General features: G+C 53.5%; 16 protein-coding genes. 13 read left to right on the top strand and 3 right to left on the bottom strand.

Features of this window, described 5'->3' with window-relative positions:
- Window positions 1–156 precede the first annotated feature (156 nt).
- From AB9F26_RS10360 to AB9F26_RS10345, 4 genes are read left to right on the top strand one after another with little or no spacing between them, the layout of a single operon-like run.
- Complete coding sequence (locus tag AB9F26_RS10360; RefSeq protein WP_369767973.1) at window positions 157–2,088, top strand: extracellular solute-binding protein; 1,932 nt, start codon at window positions 157–159, stop codon at window positions 2,086–2,088.
- A gap of 15 nt (window positions 2,089–2,103) precedes the next feature.
- Window positions 2,104–3,195 (top strand): microcin C ABC transporter permease YejB, encoded by a 1,092-nt coding sequence (locus tag AB9F26_RS10355; protein ID WP_039001886.1) that lies wholly within the window; start codon window positions 2,104–2,106, stop codon window positions 3,193–3,195.
- Window positions 3,196–3,197: 2 nt separating this feature from the next.
- Window positions 3,198–4,304, top strand: a complete 1,107-nt coding sequence (locus tag AB9F26_RS10350; RefSeq protein WP_335583718.1) for an ABC transporter permease — start codon at window positions 3,198–3,200, stop codon at window positions 4,302–4,304.
- Window positions 4,301–5,902 carry an ABC transporter ATP-binding protein gene (locus tag AB9F26_RS10345; protein WP_369767972.1) on the top strand — a complete coding sequence of 534 codons (1,602 nt, stop codon included), beginning with the start codon at window positions 4,301–4,303 and terminating at the stop codon, window positions 5,900–5,902. The genes AB9F26_RS10350 and AB9F26_RS10345 overlap by 4 nt, the downstream gene beginning before the upstream one ends.
- Here AB9F26_RS10345 and hemN read toward each other — a convergent pair.
- Window positions 5,899–7,254, bottom strand: coding sequence for an oxygen-independent coproporphyrinogen III oxidase (gene hemN / locus AB9F26_RS10340; RefSeq protein WP_369767971.1), 1,356 nt, complete (start codon window positions 7,252–7,254; stop codon window positions 5,899–5,901). The genes AB9F26_RS10345 and hemN overlap by 4 nt on opposite strands.
- 63 nt (window positions 7,255–7,317) lie before the next feature.
- Here hemN and fnrL point away from each other — a divergent pair, with 63 nt between their 5' ends.
- Window positions 7,318–8,064, top strand: a complete 747-nt coding sequence (gene fnrL / locus AB9F26_RS10335) for a transcriptional regulator FnrL (protein ID WP_369754771.1) — start codon at window positions 7,318–7,320, stop codon at window positions 8,062–8,064.
- Window positions 8,065–8,102: 38 nt separating this feature from the next.
- Here fnrL and AB9F26_RS10330 read toward each other — a convergent pair whose 3' ends face one another.
- Window positions 8,103–8,942 carry a universal stress protein gene (locus AB9F26_RS10330; protein WP_335583714.1) on the bottom strand — a complete coding sequence of 280 codons (840 nt, stop codon included), beginning with the start codon at window positions 8,940–8,942 and terminating at the stop codon, window positions 8,103–8,105.
- Window positions 8,943–9,135: 193 nt separating this feature from the next.
- On the opposite strand from AB9F26_RS10330, the gene ccoN reads away from it, so the two are divergent.
- The 8 genes from ccoN (at window position 9,136) to ccoS (ending at window position 17,086) form a co-directional block, all read left to right on the top strand.
- Window positions 9,136–10,728, top strand: coding sequence for a cytochrome-c oxidase, cbb3-type subunit I (gene ccoN / locus AB9F26_RS10325; protein ID WP_335583713.1), 1,593 nt, complete (start codon window positions 9,136–9,138; stop codon window positions 10,726–10,728).
- Between the two features lie 13 nt (window positions 10,729–10,741).
- A complete protein-coding gene (gene ccoO, locus AB9F26_RS10320; protein ID WP_369767970.1) occupies window positions 10,742–11,467 on the top strand; it encodes a cytochrome-c oxidase, cbb3-type subunit II in 726 nt (241 codons plus the stop codon).
- Window positions 11,468–11,478: 11 nt separating this feature from the next.
- Window positions 11,479–11,691, top strand: a complete 213-nt coding sequence (locus AB9F26_RS10315; protein ID WP_039001894.1) for a CcoQ/FixQ family Cbb3-type cytochrome c oxidase assembly chaperone — start codon at window positions 11,479–11,481, stop codon at window positions 11,689–11,691.
- A gap of 2 nt (window positions 11,692–11,693) precedes the next feature.
- Window positions 11,694–12,554, top strand: a complete 861-nt coding sequence (gene ccoP / locus AB9F26_RS10310) for a cytochrome-c oxidase, cbb3-type subunit III (protein ID WP_369767969.1) — start codon at window positions 11,694–11,696, stop codon at window positions 12,552–12,554.
- A gap of 271 nt (window positions 12,555–12,825) precedes the next feature.
- A complete protein-coding gene (gene ccoG / locus AB9F26_RS10305) occupies window positions 12,826–14,268 on the top strand; it encodes a cytochrome c oxidase accessory protein CcoG (protein ID WP_335583710.1) in 1,443 nt (480 codons plus the stop codon).
- Entirely contained in the window at window positions 14,265–14,726 is a 462-nt protein-coding gene (locus AB9F26_RS10300; RefSeq protein ID WP_039001897.1) for a FixH family protein, read from the top strand. The genes ccoG and AB9F26_RS10300 overlap by 4 nt, the downstream gene beginning before the upstream one ends.
- On the top strand, window positions 14,726–16,924 hold the full coding sequence (locus tag AB9F26_RS10295; RefSeq protein WP_369767968.1) for a heavy metal translocating P-type ATPase: 2,199 nt from the start codon (window positions 14,726–14,728) through the stop codon (window positions 16,922–16,924). The genes AB9F26_RS10300 and AB9F26_RS10295 overlap by 1 nt, the downstream gene beginning before the upstream one ends.
- Before the next feature lie 3 nt (window positions 16,925–16,927).
- Window positions 16,928–17,086, top strand: coding sequence for a cbb3-type cytochrome oxidase assembly protein CcoS (ccoS, locus tag AB9F26_RS10290; RefSeq protein ID WP_039001899.1), 159 nt, complete (start codon window positions 16,928–16,930; stop codon window positions 17,084–17,086).
- On the opposite strand, the gene AB9F26_RS10285 is transcribed toward ccoS, so the two are convergent.
- Complete coding sequence (locus tag AB9F26_RS10285; RefSeq protein ID WP_039002014.1) at window positions 17,083–18,468, bottom strand: D-alanyl-D-alanine carboxypeptidase family protein; 1,386 nt, start codon at window positions 18,466–18,468, stop codon at window positions 17,083–17,085. The two genes, ccoS and AB9F26_RS10285, sit on opposite strands and share 4 nt — an antisense overlap.
- Window positions 18,469–18,496: the final 28 nt, after the last annotated feature.

The raw sequence follows: 18,496 nt of genomic DNA, 5'->3' as shown, positions 1-18,496 counted from the left end.
TTTACAGGCCGCACTGCAAAGGTGCGGCCTTTTTTGTGGATTTTTGCCAAAATTCACAGGTGTTCACGGAATCTCAACTTGTATGTTTAACCCTTGGGTAATTAGGCTGGTTTTAATAAAAATGTCTCAATCGCAGAACGCGTCCGGAGGATAACAATGTCTCAGAGTTTTGGTTCCGCCCAAGCTATCGATCAGGCCCATGTCAATTTAAGAAACTCACGGGTCCGCTTCCCGAACCTCGCCATGCTTGGATTGGCGGTTTCAGTTCTATTTTGCAGCACCCTCGCGGGGCGTGCTGAACAAGAAGTGATACAGTCCCATGGGATTTCAACGTTTGGAAATCTGAACTACGACGCGGATTTTGAGAATCTTTCCTATGTGAATCCGGAAGCCCCCAAAGGCGGGGAAATGTCTCTCGCGATCGTCGGATCATTTGATTCGATGAATCCATTTTCGCGCAAGGGTGATCCTGGTGCTTTGGCAACGATCATGTATGAATCCCTCCTTTCAGGCGTTTCTGATCAAATCGGCTCAAGCTATGGCTTGCTCGCCGAAACCATTGAGTATCCGGTGGATAAATCGTGGGTGATTTTCCACATGCGCCCCGAGGCCACGTTTTCTGACGGTTCGCCTGTAACGGCCAAAGACGTTGAATTCACCTACGAGTTGTTTCTGAAAGAGGGGCTGACATCGTATCGCGCGGTACTCTCTCAGCAGGTTGAGAGCGCGGAAATCATTGACGACCACACAATTAAATTCAATTTCAAGCCGGACGCCGTGAAGCGCGAAATCATTCAGGCCGTCGGTGGTTTGCCGATTTTTCAGAGCAGCTGGTTTGCAGAAACGGGCGCTATACTGGATGAAACGCGCCTCGCCACAGCGCTTGGATCGGGGCCTTACATGCGTGGTGAGACCGAAGTCGGCCGCCGCTTGACCTTCGTCCGCAACCCAGAATATTGGGGTCGCGATTTGCCGATCAACATCGGGCGCTCCAACTTTGATTCAATCCGCATAGAGTATTTTGGCGATGATACTGCGGCCTTTGAAGCCCTCAAATCTGGCGTTGTCCATTTTAGGGTTGAAAACTCGTCCAAAACTTGGGCGACGGGATACAACTTTCCAGCGATTGAAGACGGGACCGTCATTCAGGAAACCGTTTTTGACGGCACGATTGCTTCTGGGCAAGCGTTTGTTTTCAATCAACGCGGTGAGCGCGCCGAGCGTTTTGGCGACATTCGTGTTCGCGAGGCCTTGGCTCTAATGTTCAATTTTGAATGGTCAAATGAAACCCTATTTTATGGCCTGTATGAACGGGTGGATTCGTTGTGGGAAAACTCCGATTTAGAAGCGACAGGATTGCCCGAAGGCGAAGAATTGGTCTTGCTGGAAAGTATCCGAGACAAATTGCGACCCGAAATCTTTACGGAGCCTGCTGTCATGGCGCCGGTGTCGGGGCAGCGTCGTTTGGATCGCAAAAACCTGCGCAAGGCCTCCGGACTTTTGGATGATGCTGGCTGGATTGTTGGCGATGATGGTTTGCGGCGCAACGCCGCGGGTGACACGCTTGATGTCGAATTCCTTGAGCGTTCGCCAGCTTTTGACCGCGTGATTTCACCCTATGTCGAGAATTTGCTTGCCCTTGGGGTGAACGCCAAACTGAACCGCGTTGATCCTGCGCAATTTAGTGAGCGTCGTCAAAGTTTCGACTATGACGTGATTACGGCGCACGAAGGGGGCGGGAATGAACCGGGTGATGAGTTGCTACAGCAATTTGGTAGCGAAACAGCGCTAGAAAGCATTTTCAACCCCGCAGGGATCAGCAGCCCTGCCATCGACGCCCTTATTGACGTCATTCGCAACGCCGAAACCCTTGAAGAGCTGCACGTGGCGACACGCGCATTGGATCGCGTATTGCGGGCCGAAAAATACTTGGTTCCACAATGGTATAAGGATGTTCACACGTTTGCGTATTTCGATTTTTACCGCCATCCAGAGGAAATCGCCCCGTTTGATTCGGGGTATCTAGATTACTGGTGGGTGGACGCAGAAAGATATGACGCGCTCAAAGCATCTGGCGCAATTAAGTAGAGCTGGGAGCAAGTCATGGGTGCGTATATTCTTCGTCGGCTTTTGCTGATCATTCCAACATTGTTCGGCATTATGGTCGTGAATTTCACGCTGACGCAATTCGTACCCGGCGGGCCGATTGAACAAATCCTTGCCGAGCTTGAGGGCGAAGGGGATGTGTTTAAGTCTATCTCCGGCTCTGGTGGTGATGCTGGAATATCGGATTCCTCGCTTGATGTTGGTAGCAAATATATCGGCGCCCGTGGCCTTCCCCCCGAAGCGATTGCGGAGTTGGAGCGCCAGTTTGGGTTTGATAAACCACCGCTTGAGCGTTTCTTCACCATGATGTGGAATTATATCCGGCTTGATTTTGGCGAAAGCTATAACCACGATCAAAAAGTGCTGGATTTAGTGTGGGAAAAACTACCGGTTTCGATTTCACTTGGGCTTTGGTCGACGCTCATTGCCTATGCAATCTCGATTCCGCTGGGCATCAAAAAGGCCGTTTCCGACGGAAGCCGTTTTGATACCTTCACCAGCGGCATTATCATTGTTGCCTATGCATTGCCCGGTTTCCTGATCGCCATCCTGCTGATCGTGCTTTTTGCGGGGGGCTCCTATTGGCAGATTTTCCCGCTTCGGGGGCTGACTTCGGATAATTTTGATAGTCTAAGTCTGGGCGGCAAAGTCCTTGATTATTTCTGGCACATCGCGTTACCAACGATTGCCATGTCTATTGCATCCTTTGCTGGCCTGACGCTTCTGACAAAAAACAGTTTTCTTGACGAGGTGCGCAAACAATACGTCGTGACTGCGCGCGCAAAAGGCCTGTCGGAGTCGCGCGTTCTATATGGCCATATTTTCCGCAATGCGATGCTCATCGTGATCTCCGGATTTCCCGCGCTTTTCCTCTCGGTTTTTCTAACGGGGTCGGTGATTATCGAAACGATTTTCTCGCTCGACGGGTTAGGCCGTCTAGGGTTTGAAGCCGCCGTAAAACGCGACTTTGCCCTCGTGTTCGGAACGTTGTTTTTCTTTGGATTGATCGGGCTAATCATCGGAATTATTTCGGATTTGATGTATGTGTACGTGGACCCAAGGATCGATTTTGAAAGCAGGGGAGACTAAAGATGAAGCTCTCACCGCTGAACCAACGCCGCTGGTCAAACTTCCGCAAAAATCGCCGCGCGTTCTATTCGTTGATTATTTTCGCCGTGCTTTTTGGACTGTCCTTGTTCGCAGAATTTATCGCGAATGATAAGCCAATTTTGGTCAAGTATCGGGGTGAGTTTTACGTCCCAATATTCAACGTTTACTCGGAAGAGACATTCGGAGGGGACTTACCCGTCGCCGCCGATTACGCTTGGGTTAGTCAGGAATGTCTAATCAAGACAGGCGGCAATCTCGACTGTTATGATACGCCTGAAGAAACAATGTTAGACGCGGAAGACGGCGAAATTGCGGGTGAAAAGATCGACAGGGGCTGGATGATTTGGCCTCTCATTCCAAACAATTACCGCAACCAAGTGAATCGCCCCGGTGCCGCTCCTTCGCCGCCCGATCGCTACAATTGGCTCGGTACCGATGACACGAAACGCGATGTTTTGGCGCGGGTGATTTACGGGTTCCGCCTGTCGATCCTCTTTACCCTTGTCGTTACGGGCATTTCTTCGGTTCTTGGGATCGTCGCGGGTGCGGTACAGGGGTATTTTGGTGGACGCGTAGACCTCATTTTTCAAAGGCTCCTTGAGATTTGGGGCTCAACCCCAAGCCTCTACGTCATCATCATCCTGTTCGCCGTTTTAGGGCGAAGTTTTTGGCTCTTGGTCTTTGTGATGATCCTCTTTGGCTGGCCCGCCCTTGTGGGCGTTGTTAGAGCCGAATTCTTGCGGGCACGCAACTTTGAATACGTGCGCGCGGCGCGGGCTTTGGGCGTTTCCAATCGCGTGATTATGTTCCGCCATATGCTGCCGAACGCTATGGTCGCGACCCTGACGTTAATGCCATTCATCATTACCGGCACAATCGGAAGCCTCGCGGGCCTCGATTTCCTCGGATATGGATTGCCGTCTTCGTCGCCGTCCCTCGGCGAGTTGACTCAGCAAGCCAAGCAAAACCTTCAAGCTCCGTGGCTGGCCTTCTCGGCGTTTTTCACCTTCACTATCATGCTGTCACTCCTCGTCTTTATTTTCGAGGGAATCCGCGACGCATTTGACCCCCGAAAGGTGTTCCAATGAAGACCGCACTTCAAGTCCGTAACCTCCACATCGGCTTCATGCAGGACGGCGTTTTAAATGAGGCCGTCAAAGGGGTTTCCTTTGAGGTCGGTGAAGGCGAAACCGTCGCGTTGGTTGGCGAGTCAGGATCGGGAAAGTCGATCACTGCGTTGTCCACTGTGTCGCTTCTGCCAGAAAGTGCTCGGATTTCAGGCTCCGTTATCTATCAAGGGACGGAAATGATCGGCGCCCCCGATAAAGATCTGCGACGTGTGCGGGGAAATGATATTAGCTTTATTTTCCAAGAGCCTATGACTTCGCTTAATCCTCTACATACCATCGAAAAACAGTTGGTTGAGGGCATCGCCTTGCATCAGGGACTGACGGGAAAGGCTGCGCGAGATCGCGTTGTTGAACTGCTTGAAAAAGTTGGAATCCCAGACCCGCGCAGTCGACTTGATGCGTACCCGCATCAACTTTCTGGTGGCCAACGGCAGCGTGTGATGATCGCAATGGCCCTCGCGAACGGACCGGAGCTTCTGATTGCGGATGAGCCAACAACGGCTTTGGATGTGACCATTCAAGCACAAATCCTTGAGCTTTTATCGGAGCTTAAAAAGAGTGAGAACATGAGCCTTTTGTTCATCACCCACGATCTGGGGATTGTGCGCAAAATCGCGGATCGGGTAGTGGTGATGCGCAATGGCGAGGTCGTAGAGACGGGGCCAACAGCCGAGATATTTGACGCACCCAAGCATCCCTACACAAAACAATTGCTCGATGCGGAGCCCGCGGGGCGGCCAGAACCTGTACCTTCGGATGCTAAGCCATTGATTAAAACCACGGACTTGCGGATTTGGTTCCCGATTCACAAAGGGTTCCTCAAGCGCACTGTTGGGCACATCAAAGCTGTCAATCAGGCGAGCCTTTCGGTGCGTTCGGGGGAAACCCTCGGGATCGTTGGCGAGTCGGGGTCGGGTAAAACGACCCTCGCGCTCGCTATCATGCGGCTCATTCAATCACAGGGTCAAATTGAGTTTGATGGGCGGGCGATTGACTCCCTTAAAAATCGCGACATGACTCCGTTGCGCCGCGATATGCAGATTGTGTTTCAGGACCCGTTCGGCTCCCTATCACCACGCATGACCGCAGGTCAGATTATTGCCGAAGGTTTGGCGATCCACGACGTGGCGCAAGGCCGCGCGCCCTTGGATTTGGTCAAAGAAATGATGCTGGAAACGGGGCTCGATCCGGCCACCATTGATCGCTATCCGCACGAGTTCTCGGGTGGGCAACGCCAACGTATTGCCATCGCGCGTGCGATGATTTTGCGACCAAAACTTGTGGTGCTCGATGAGCCAACTTCGGCCTTAGACCGGACTGTTCAGCAGCAAATCATTGCGCTTCTGCGAGATCTTCAGAAGAAATATCAACTGGGATATTTGTTCATCAGCCATGACCTTAAAGTTGTTCGCACCCTCAGTCATAAAGTGATTGTTATGAAAGATGGCGATGTGGTCGAAGCAGGGACGAGCGAACAGATATTCGAAAACCCGACAACGGAATACACCCGCGCTCTTATTGCTGCTGCTCTAGATCTGAACGTAACCTCGGCCTAAACGGCCGAGCTATGGCCTGTTTTAGAGAGGGCGTAGGCGTCAAAGGCGCGTGAGATGACTCGTGTGAGAGGCCGGAATGCAGGCGGTATTTTAAGCACGCCATTCGATAGAGAGACCACGTCGGAAAACTGTGAGGCCACGGGTTCTATTAGGAGCAATATTTCCGCTTTTGGCAGCCCAAATTCCTTGGCAATCTGACCCGTATCTATTTTAAAGTCGCACATCAGAACTTCAATCAACCGACCGCGCAGCTTATCGTTGGCAGAAAAACTGTGCCCCTTTTTCGTTGAAAAATTCCCACCACGGATGGCCGCGATATGTTGCGAAGTCGCCGCAGCGTTCTGAGTATATCCCTGAGGAAAGCGGGAGATCGATGATGCCCCAAGCCCGATCAGCACATCCGACGTGTCCTCGGTATACCCTTGAAAATTCCGCCGCAGTCTACCCGCTTTTTGGGCGATACTGAGACCGTCGGAGGGCAGGGCGAAATGGTCGATCCCTACGGCGGTATACCCGTCCCATTCAAACAATTTCCGAGCAACTTCAAATAAGGCCAAACGTTCTTGAGGGGAAGGGAGGGCCTCCTCGGGGATCATATTTTGACGACGCGCCATCCAGGGAACATGGGCGTAGCCATAGAGCGCTACTCGGTCCGGTGAAAGCGAGAGTAACTTTTGCACGCTTTGGGTGATTTTTTCGGGTGTTTGGTGCGGCAAACCATAGAGAATATCGGCATTGAGCGATGCGATGCCGCGTGCGCGGATTGCAGTGATGGCGGATTCTGTGAGCTCGTAGCTTTGCTCACGGCCAATTGTTTTTTGGATTTCGGGGTCGAAGTCCTGAACGCCAATTGAGGCCCGATTCATACCCGCTTTTGCAAGGGCATCTAAACGCGCGTCGTCAATTTCGTTAGGGTCGATTTCAACTGAAAACTCCCCATCCGGCGCGAGGGGGGCGACGCTGTAAATTGCCTCCGCCAGTTCCGTCATCATGTCGGGAGCGAGGAGAGTGGGCGTACCACCGCCCCAGTGAAGCCGCTCGAGGGTAACGCCTTTTGGCAACGTCGCCCGCAGCAATTCGATCTCGGCTTTCAGGACCTCAAGGTAGGCGCGGACCGGCGCATCCGATGTTGTTCCTTGGGTGCGACAGGCGCAAAACCAACACAGGCGTCGGCAAAACGGCACATGCACATAAAGCGAAATCTGCCGCCCTTCCGGGATCGCGGAAATCCAGTTCACGAAAGTCTCGTGCCCAACGTCAGCGGAAAAATGTGGCGAGGTCGGATAACTGGTGTAACGCGGCACGCGCGCGTCGAAAAGTCCGTGACGGGCAAGTTGTATATTTTGTTCCATCCGGATACCCTAATTGTAGTCTCGGCGGCATGGCTTTGACACAAATCAAATCGAGAGACCATAATGAGACCAGCGGACATAAATTTAGGCTTTAGTTCCTGCGGTGACTGCCCAATTCGCGAACGCGCTGTCTGTGCGCGGTGCGAGCCAGACGAGTTGGATGTGCTTGAGAAAATTAAATATTACCGGAGCTATGAGGCGGGTCAGACGGTTGTTTGGGCGGGGGATCGCATGGATTTTGTGGCGTCTGTTGTGTCTGGAATCGCCTGTTTAAGCCAGACAATGGAAGATGGCCGCACGCAGATGGTTGGCCTTTTGCTTCCCTCAGATTTTGTCGGACGTCCCGGGCGCGCGATTGCCGCCTATGAGGTAACAGCGACCACGGATCTTGTAATGTGCTGTTTTCGCAAGAAACCATTTGAGGACTTGGTGGCGTCCACCCCTGCGATTTCCCGCCGTTTGCTGGAAATGACGCTGGATGAATTGGACGCTGCGCGCGAATGGATGCTGCTTTTGGGGCGCAAAACGGCCCGCGAAAAAATCTCGAGTCTCTTTGCCATCATTGGCCAGCGCAGCACGCCGCTTTCGGGCGAGGGCATGCGGACAACCTTGGAATTTGATTTGCCGCTCACCCGTGAAGCGATGGGTGATTATCTTGGTTTGACGATTGAAACCGTGAGTCGCCAAATTACAGCGCTCAAGAAAAGCGGTGTCATCGAACTCGACGGTAAGCGCCACGTTCGGATTCCGGACTTTCAACGATTGCTAGCGGAAGCCGGAGATGATTCGGATGGAGGAATGCCCTCGTAGGCAAATTGGGCGGAAAAAAACTCCCGCCCAAAGCGTTCCTAGTGCGCCATAAATACTGGTACTTCAGTTCGTTCAAGCATGTGACGTGTGGCGCCGCCTAAGATGGCTTCGCGGAAACGTGAATGCCCATAGGCCCCCATGACCAACATGTCCGCATCGGTGTCCACGATATGGCGGGTTAAAACATCCGCGACGCGCGGTAGGGATTTTGCGAGCACGGAAATCTCGGCCTTCACGCCATGACGAGCCAGCATTTGCGACAACGGACCACCGGGGTCTGAGCGATTGGCCCCATGGGCTGGCGGGTCAATTATCGTGATATTTACTAAATCCGCAGAGATCATAAGGGGCAGAGCGGCGCGAATTGCGTTCAGGGCTTCTAGGCTCTCATTCCACGCAACCACGATCCGCTTGGGTTTAACAGCCGATTTGGCTTTGTCTGGCACAATAATGGTTGGCGCGTGCCCCTCAAACAAGGCCGCCTCTAGGAGAGCTTCGTCTTGACCGCCGCGGCCTTCACCATAGGGTTTTGGAAGAACAACAATGTCAGAGAAGCGCGCGTGAATTGAGACGAGACGGGCAAGGCTGGGCAAAGCGACGGTGGCTTTGTCGACTGCCCAAGTAAATGGCGACCCTTCTAGAGTTTTGCGCGTCCATGCTTCGCTTTTTTCTGCGTCCTCATGGGCGTGCGCAAAGGCTTCTTGCTGGATCAGTGCATTGGCGCCTGCGTAATAATACCCGACCTGAGTGCGGTCGATCCCAAGGCAAAACGCATCCAAGTGACCGTTTTGCTCGGTTGTCATATTTGCCGCATAGCTAAGAGCGGCAGCGCTGGTTATTGAATCCGTCATAAACGTAAGAATTGACTTATAGGCCATGGAGGGTCTCCCTTTATGTTGTATGTGGATACTAGGAGGATGTGCATTGTTGTTCTTTGACCTCGATCAACCTTTTGATGGCATGAATTGACATGGATCAAAGCGCGGTATTAGTCTGAAAAGTTACCTGAAAAATTATAAGAACGCACTCGCGTGATTAGAATCACGACGGGAATGGACGAAGGGACAAAAAATGTGGGATTATTTTAAGCTGCTCTTGCTTGCATTGGTGGCGGTTTTCGCCGCCATTGCTGCAAATTACGCAAGAGATTTAGCTTATCAGGTGCACGCCTTATTGGTTATGGCTGTGTCTGCTGGGCTTTTTGTTTGGACATTGCGCCAAACAGGGGAGCCCAAAAAGGCAGCTCCAACTGGATATATGGACGATGTCATTCGCGCGGGGGCGGTTGCCACTGTGGCGTGGGGCATTGTTGGGTTTTTAGTAGGGACGTTTATCGCGTTCCAGCTGGCTTTCCCTGTCCTGAACTTTGAGTGGGCCGAAGGGTATGCCAATTTTGGGCGACTTCGTCCTTTGCATACCTCGGCGGTTATTTTTGCCTTTGGTGGTAACGCACTGATCTGTACCAGCTTTTATGTTGTTCAACGTACCTCTGCGGTGCGCCTTTGGGGCGGCAATCTCGCGTGGTTTGTATTCTGGGGTTACAACCTCTTTATCGTTCTTGCTGCGACGGGGTATCTGCTCGGGTCAACACAGTCCAAAGAATACGCCGAACCTGAATGGTACGTCGATATATGGCTAACGATTGTTTGGGTCGCCTATTTACTGGTTTTCATGGGCACCATTATGAAGCGCAAAGAAAAGCACATCTATGTGGCCAACTGGTTCTACCTTTCGTTCATTGTTACCGTGGCGATGCTACATATCGTCAACAACCTCAGCCTTCCGGTGTCGATCTTTGGGTCACGCTCGGTGCAGCTCTTCTCTGGGGTTCAGGATGCGATGACGCAGTGGTGGTACGGCCATAACGCAGTGGGCTTCTTCCTCACGGCGGGTTTCTTGGGAATGATGTACTACTTCGTGCCTAAGCAAGCCGAACGTCCAGTGTATTCCTACAAGCTGTCGATCATCCACTTTTGGGCGCTGATTTTCCTTTATATCTGGGCGGGGCCACACCACCTTCACTATACCGCACTGCCTGACTGGGCGACGACGCTTGGTATGGTGTTCTCGATTATTCTCTGGATGCCAAGCTGGGGTGGGATGATCAACGGTCTGATGACGCTTTCGGGCGCATGGGATAAGTTGCGCACCGATCCGATCATTCGGATGATGGTCGTCTCGATTGGCTTCTATGGTATGTCCACCTTCGAGGGGCCGATGATGTCGATCAAATCGGTCAACTCGCTCAGCCACTATACAGACTGGACCATTGGTCACGTGCACTCTGGTGCGCTTGGTTGGAACGGTATGATCACCTTTGGTGCGATGTATTATCTCTTCCCACGTCTGTGGAACAAAGAGCGCCTTTATTCACTCAAGCTTGTGAATTGGCACTTCTGGCTGGCCACAATCGGTATCGTTTTCTATGCGGCCTCCATGTGGGTCACCGGAATTATGGAAGGTCTGATGTGGCGCGAGGTTGACTCACAAGGGTTCCTTGTTTGGGCATTCGCTGACACGCTTGGCCCGAAATTCCCAATGTTGGTCGTACGCGGTTTGGGCGGAGTTCTGTTCCTCTCTGGCGCATTGATCATGGCGTATAACCTCTGGATGACTGTTGTGCGGGCCCCTGAAAAGGCCCCCGCGATGGTCGCCGCAGAATAAGGAGGGTTCAGATATGGGAATTCTCGACAAACACAAAGTCATTGAGAAAAATGCGACTCTCCTGTTGGTCGGCAGCCTTTTGGTTGTCTCCATCGGGGGGATCGTAGAAATCGCGCCACTGTTTTACATCCAAAATACGATCGAAGACGTTGAGGGCATGCGTCCTTATTCTCCGCTCGAATTGACGGGGCGCGAAATCTATGTGCGCGAAGGGTGTTACGTCTGTCACAGCCAGATGATCCGCCCGATGCGCGACGAGGTCGAGCGTTATGGTCACTATAGTCTGGCGGCCGAAAGCATGTATGACCACCCGTTCCAATGGGGTTCAAAACGCACGGGTCCAGACCTTGCGCGTGTTGGTGGCCGCTATTCGGACGAGTGGCACATCGCGCACCTCAACAATCCACAATCCGTGGTGCCCGAGTCAATCATGCCAAAATACGGCTTCCTTGAGGATAATTTGATCGATGGTAAATACATCGGCGATTTGCTTCAGGCGCATAAAATGGTCGGCGTCCCTTATACGGAAGAAATGTTGGACAACGCCCAAGCTGACTTTATGGCGCAAGCGGATCCAGACAACGACTATGACGATATGCTCGAACGCTATCCAAAAGCGCAGGTGCGCAACTTCGATGGCCAAGAGGGTATTTCGGAAACCGATGCGCTGGTGGCGTATCTTCAAATGCTCGGGACATTGGTTGATTTCTCAACCTTCACGCCCGACCCAGACCGCTAGGAGGGCGCATCATGTATACATTCTTGCGTCAGCTTGCCGACAGCTGGGTATTGCTCCTTATGTTCGCTTTCTTCTTGGGGGTGTTCCTTTGGGTTTTCCGGCCGGGAAGCAAAAAGATTTATAAAGAGACGGCAAATATCCCATTTGAACATGAAGACCACCCCGCACCCGATGTGGCCCCAAAGGCCTCAAAGGCGCCCAGAGACGAAAGTGAGGAGGCGTAGCCATGTCAAAGAAACCTGTGAAAAAACAAGATCCGGAAACAACAGGCCACAGTTGGGATGGGATTGAAGAATTCAACAATCCTTTGCCGCGTTGGTGGCTCTGGACGCTTTATGCCTGCATCATATGGGGTATTGGCTACTCCATCGCCTATCCCGCGTGGCCCTTGATCAACGGGGCGACACGGGGGGTGCTTGGATACTCAACCCGCGCCGAAGTGGCCGAAGATATTGCGTATTTCAAGGCTGCCAATGCTGATCTGCGCGAAGAGTTGGTGGCTGCGGATTTGAGCGAAGTGGCCAATAATCCCGAACTTCTCCATTTTGCCAATGCAAATGGACGGGCGGTTTTTGCAACGTGGTGTTCGCAATGTCACGGGTCGGGTGCTGCGGGGGCTGTTGGCTTCCCCAACTTGCTCGACAATGACTGGCTTTGGGGGGGCGAGATCGAAGCGATCAATGAAACAATCACCGTCGGTGTTCGCAACGAAACCAACGACGATGCGCGTTACTCAGAGATGCCAGCTTTTGGCGACATTCTTGAAGAAGAAGAAATCGCACAAGTTACGGAATTCGTTCTCTCGCTTTCAGATGATGCCGCCGATCAAACGATGGCGCTCGCTGGGGCGACCATTTTTGCAGATAATTGCGCTGCCTGTCACGGTGACGAGGCTCTAGGTGACAAAAGTCAAGGCGCGCCGAATCTTGCGGATGCAATCTGGCTCTACGGAGGTGATCGCGAAACGATCATGGAAACCGTTACCTACAGCCGCTTTGGCGTGATGCCGGCATGGAATGTACGTTTGAGCGAATCAGATATTCGCGCCGTTGCGGTCTATGTCCACGGTCTTGGCGGTGGCGAATAACAAGTTCTGAGGGCGCGAGTCCTTAGTATGGTGCTGACGTCCTGTCCTGTTCGCGCGTTTCTTAGGGCGCAGTACCAAAACAAAGGCGGCAAGCTCCTTCGGGGTCTTGCCGTTTTTGCGTTTTGCACTGCGACCAAGGCGCACAGCCTGCCTGATTTCGAATTGGTCGCAGGGACAATTTCGCGTTTGTGTGAAACTTTGATACACATCAAAGAACCGCGCGGTGATTTCCACCATTAGTGCAGTTCACTATAGGCCCAAGGAGGCGTAAATGAGCGCGTCAGACACACCACCAAAACTCTATGCGGCCCATGAGCCAATTTTTCCACGCCGCGTTTCGGGTGTCTTTCGGAACCTGAAGTGGTGGATTATGGCGGTTACGCTTGGGATTTACTATTTGCTCCCTTGGGTGCGTTGGGACCGCGGAGCGAGTCTTTCTGACCAAGCCGTGCTGATTGATTTGGCCCATCGCCGCTTCTTTTTCTTCTGGATCGAAATCTGGCCGCATGAGTTTTATTTCATCGCGGGTCTGTTGATTATGGCCGGGCTTGGGTTGTTTTTGTTTACGTCCGCGCTGGGCCGTGTCTGGTGTGGATATGCTTGTCCCCAAACGGTTTGGACGGATTTGTTCATTCTGGTGGAACGTTGGATTGACGGTGACCGAAACGCCCGTGTGCGCCTCTGGAATGCTAAGTGGGATGCGCGCAAGGTACGTCTTCGGTTGACGAAATGGGCCGTTTGGCTCCTCATCGCGGTCGCGACAGGGGGCGCTTGGGTCTTCTACTTCACGGATGCACCCACGTTGGCCGTGAATTTATTGCATGGCACCGCGCATCCGATTGCCTATACAACAATCGCTATCCTGACGCTCACGACCTTCGTTTTTGGCGGATTTATGCGTGAACAGATTTGCATTTATATGTGCCCATGGCCACGTATTCAGGCAGCGATGACCGACGAAGACACGCTCATGGTGGCTTATCGTCACTGGCGCGGCGAACCTCGTGGCAAATTGCAAAAAGCTGCGCTCGAACCGGACGTTGATGTGGCGCCGCAGGGCGACTGTATCGACTGTATGGCCTGCGTGAATGTGTGCCCCGTTGGCATCGATATTCGCGACGGACAACAGCTTGAATGTATCACCTGTGCGTTGTGCATTGATGCCTGCGACGAGGTTATGGACCGGATCGGCAAGCCGCGTGGGTTGATCGATTATATGGCCCTCACGGATGAAATCGCAGAAATGGCGGGCAAACCGCCGCGTTCGCTCTGGAAGCATATCCTGCGTCCGCGCACGATCCTTTATTCCGTGCTTTGGTCGCTGGTTGGGTTCGGCCTTATGTTTGCGCTCTTTATTCGCAGTGATATCGATTTCGTGATCTCGCCCGTGCGCAATCCGACGTATGTAACGCTTTCGGACGGTTCTATTCGCAACACATACGAAGTAAGGTTGCGCAATAAACTTGGCGATGAGCGCGGCTTTCAGGTGTCTATCACCTCCGACGCCGACTTAACTGTGCAAGTTGACGATCGCGAAAATAATGTGGTCATGGTGAACCCCGACGAGACCTTCATGCAGCGGGTTCACATCGTCGCCCCATCCGGCTCGGCCGCCGCAAAAACCGATAGCACGCCGGTAAGGATTTGGATTGAAGATACCGAAACACTCGATCGCGCCTACAAGGACACGATTTTTAATGGGAACGGAAAATGAGCAGTAAACCAATCACAGGTCGGCAAGTCTTTTTCTTTGTCTCAGGGGCGTTTGCAATTGTTATCGGGGTGAATCTCACGATGGCCTATTATGCGGTGAGTACCTTCCCGGGGCTTGAGGTGAAAAACTCCTATGTGGCCAGCCAACAGTTCAACGACAAACTCAAGACGCAACTTGCACTTGGATGGACCGTTGTACCGACGTACGCCGATGGCGTTTTGGAGATTGCCATAACGGACGAAGCGGGCACACCCGTTGAGGCACAACAGATCTCGGGCATCTTAGGACGTGCGACCCATGATCGCGCGGATACTCTGCCCAGTTTCACCTATGCCAACGGTGTTTTTAGCACGCCTGCTGAGCTTGATGTCGGCAACTGGAATTTCCGCATGCAGGCCGTTTCTGTGGATGGAACACCGTTTGAACAACGTGTCGTCATCCATGTGAAAACGAAGTAATGAGCTCTATGGCTGCCTGTCCTGCATGTGCGGCGGCGCCAGCGGCCGAAGCTCTTGCTGCGCGGGTTCAGGCCGCGACAGGCCAGCATGAACCAATTATGCTCTCGCTTCCGACGGTCCATTGCGCCGCTTGTATTTCGGCTGTTGAGCGGGGACTTTTGGCAACCAAAGGCGTGACAAATGCGCGGGTCAACCTGACGCTCAAACGTGTGCGAGTTGAAGCTGAGCCGGAGGTTGATGCCGAGGCGTTGATTTCTGTCTTGGACGGAATCGGCTTTGAAGCGCATGAGCTAGATGCCGATACCATTGCCGCGACGCAAACCGACACGGCGGGCCGCGCACTTTTGATGCGCCTCGCGGTTGCGTTTTTTGCGTCGATGAATGTGATGCTCTTGTCGGTTGCCGTTTGGTCGGGGGCCGAGGGGCCCACGCGCGATATGTTCCACTGGATTTCCGCGGCCATTGCGTTTCCTGCGGTTGGTTTCGCGGCACAGCCTTTCTTTGCGAGTGCCTTTTCGGCGCTGTCAAAGGGGCGGATGAATATGGATGTGCCGATTGCCCTCGCTATTGCGCTGGCGCTAGGCACATCCCTGTATGAGACGATGCATTCGGGGGAATACGCCTATTTTGACGCGGCCCTCACGCTAACCTGCTTCCTACTCGCGGGACGTTACCTTGACCACCGCACACGTGCGGTGGCGCGCTCGGCGGCCGAAGAGCTTGCCGCGCTGGAGGTCCCTCGCGCGATCCGCTTGAGCGATGGAAGCACCGGGGGGCCGACAGAGGAGGTGGTGCCGTTGGCAGCCCTAGCCGTCGGGGATCATGTTTTGGTGCGCCCAGGATCGCGGATGCCGGTGGACGGGGTGATCCTAACGGGCGAAAGCGAGATTGATCGCTCGCTTCTGACGGGGGAAACTTTGCCGATATTTGCCGCCCCCGGGTATCAGATTAGTGCGGGCGAAGTGAACCTCACAGGGCCGTTAGTCATTCGGGCCACGGCCATTGGCCGCGATAGTTCGCTCCATCAAATGGCCGACCTTGTGGCCATCGCCGAAAGTGGTCGTAGTCGCTATACATCCCTCGCCGATCAGGCGGCCAAGCTCTATGCGCCTGGTGTGCATATCCTTGCATTGGCCTCTTTTATCGGCTGGTATTTCTTTACACGCGACATGCGCCAAGCGATCAATGTGGCTGCTGCCGTTTTGATTATCACATGCCCCTGCGCCCTTGGACTCGCGGTCCCTGCGGTCACAACGGCAGCCTCGGGGCGGCTTTTTAAGCGCGGAATGCTCATCAAGCACGAGACCGCCCTAGAACGCCTCGCTCAAGTGGATTGCGTTGTCTTTGACAAAACAGGCACGCTAACGACAGGCACCCCGATTTTGGCGAGCACTGAACACTCGGAGTTGGATTTGGAGATTGCCGGCGCCCTCGCGAAGGGATCAAGCCATCCCCTCGCACGGGCCTTGGCGCAGATGGGAGCGGGATCGGATGTTCCAAACGCGCAGCTTGTCACAGATATTGTCGAAAAGCCGGGTTATGGGCTTGAGGGGATGTGGAACGACTTGCCGGTTCGTCTTGGGCGCGGCGATTGGCTCGGGGCTGATACGTCGGGGGCCACTGGCCCATCTACTTACCTCAAAGTTGGCGCTTCTGCCGCAGTGTCGTTTGGTTTCGAAGACACCCTTCGAATGGGTGCTGAAGAAGCTGTGCGGGAGCTTTTATCGAGGGGAATCGAAGTTCATCTTCTGTCGGGGGACACCGAAGCCTCTGTGCGCACGCTCGCGCAAACGCTGAACATTCCGACCTATAGTGCGAGGGTGCTGCCTGCGCAAAAAGCGGATTACGTGAACGCACTGTCCGAATCCCATCACGTTTTGATGGTCGGAGATGGCCTCAATGACACGGCCGCGCTTGCCGCCGCTCATGTGTCGATGTCGCCCGCGACCGCCCTTGATGCCGCGCGTGTTGCGTCGGATGTTGTGCTGCTGGGGAATGATCTTTCCGTGCTTCCTGACGCGCTTAAAACAGCCCAAAACGCGACCAAACGCATTCGCGAAAACTTCCGCATTGCGACACTGTATAATGTGATCGCCGTGCCGATCGCCGTTGCAGGATTGGCGACCCCCCTTGCTGCAGCCCTCGCCATGTCGGCAAGTTCGATTACCGTATCCCTCAACGCATTGCGCCTAAGGTAAAACATGCAGATTATCGCCTACCTCATCCCGATTTCGCTTGGCCTTGGAGCCTTGGGTCTGGGTGCGTTTTTTTGGGCGCTGCGGCGGGGGCAATTTGAAGACCCTAAAGGTGACAGCGCACGGATATTAAGCGACGATTGGGACGATGAACCTCGCCCCTAAGATGCCGGTGTAATGACTTCACAGGGGGTGCTACGGGCGGATAAGCGGCGGCAGGCGAGTTCTGCGGCATCCTTAGACATTCCCGTGAAATTTGCTTTGAAACCTTGGCTGGAACTCTGCGCCTTACGCACGGTGCCATCTAAAGTCGCCATTTCGCGGAGTGCAGTCTTGAGCAACGCACGCTCCGCTTGGTAGCGGGTATTGAATGTCCCAACCGTGACACCCCAGTATCGGTCTGTGGAATTTGAAACACGTGTCACCACGATGGGAGTTTCTTGCGCGATGTGGACTTCTGGCGTTACTGCGGCCAAAACGATGGTCTCGGAAGGCGTGTCAAAAGCTTCTGGTCGCGCTTGCGGTGCACGCGAAACTTCATCAAACTTTACGTCTTGTGCCTCACGTAACGCATCTTCAATCGTGTCTTGGAGAGAGGCCGCAATTGCATCCATTGGCACTTGCTCGGTCATGACAACCGTCGGACGCGGTATGGGGCGTAGGCTTGTGTTTACGGCGGTCACTATGCGGATTGTTTTGGAACCAGTGTTTGTTGCTGCGGCCATGGCGGCACCACTGCCGTCATTGCCAACATATGCTGGGCGTTTTGGCTTACGTATAGAGGCTGTCTTGGGGGCGCGTCGAAAGCCTAGGTCCATGAGTTCCGCAACTTTTGCGTTGCGAGATGCCGTGGAGCGCCCGCCGAAAACAGTGGTAATAATGCGAACGTTACCACGTTCAGCAGAGGCGACCAAATTGAAACCGGCCGCGTTCGTGTACCCCGTTTTGATTCCGTCGGCCCCTTTGTAGGCTTTCAAAAAGCGGCGGTTTGTATGGTTGACGGTTGCAACACCCGCATCCGCCGAAATACGCGAAAATAGGTTGTAATATGCTGGATAGTCGTAAAAGACGTGCCGCCCAAGCTTGGACATATCGCTGGCTGTCGAAAGATGTCCAGATTCGGTGAGGCCATGTGCGTTTTTAAAGGTTGTTTTGGTCATCCCCATGGCTTTTGCTGTGCGGTTCATCCTGCGGGCAAAGGCGGCTTCACTTCCTGAAATGGCTTCGCCAAGGGCCGTTGCGGCATCGTTGGCTGATTTGACCGCCGCGGCTCGAATCAGATATCTAAGTTCAATACGTTGCCCTGATTTTAAGCCGAGCTTTGATGGCTGTTCACTTGCCGCTTTCTTTGAGATCAAAACTTTGGTGTCGAGGGAAATTTCGCCGTTCTCTACCGCCTCAAACACCACGTATAGGGTCATCATTTTTGTCAAAGAAGCGGGATGTAGTCGCGTATCAGCATTGCTGGAATGCAGGACTTCACCCGTTCGCGCATCCATCACATATGCGGCATAAGGGGCTGCACGCGCCATGGTCGCACCAAACATGGTGGCGCAAATAAACGCGATCAGAATC

This window comes from Falsihalocynthiibacter sp. BN13B15 (assembly GCF_041205415.1).
GTDB classification, from domain to species: domain Bacteria; phylum Pseudomonadota; class Alphaproteobacteria; order Rhodobacterales; family Rhodobacteraceae; genus Falsihalocynthiibacter; species Falsihalocynthiibacter arcticus.
This window is presented reverse-complemented; position numbering and strand designations above follow the sequence as displayed.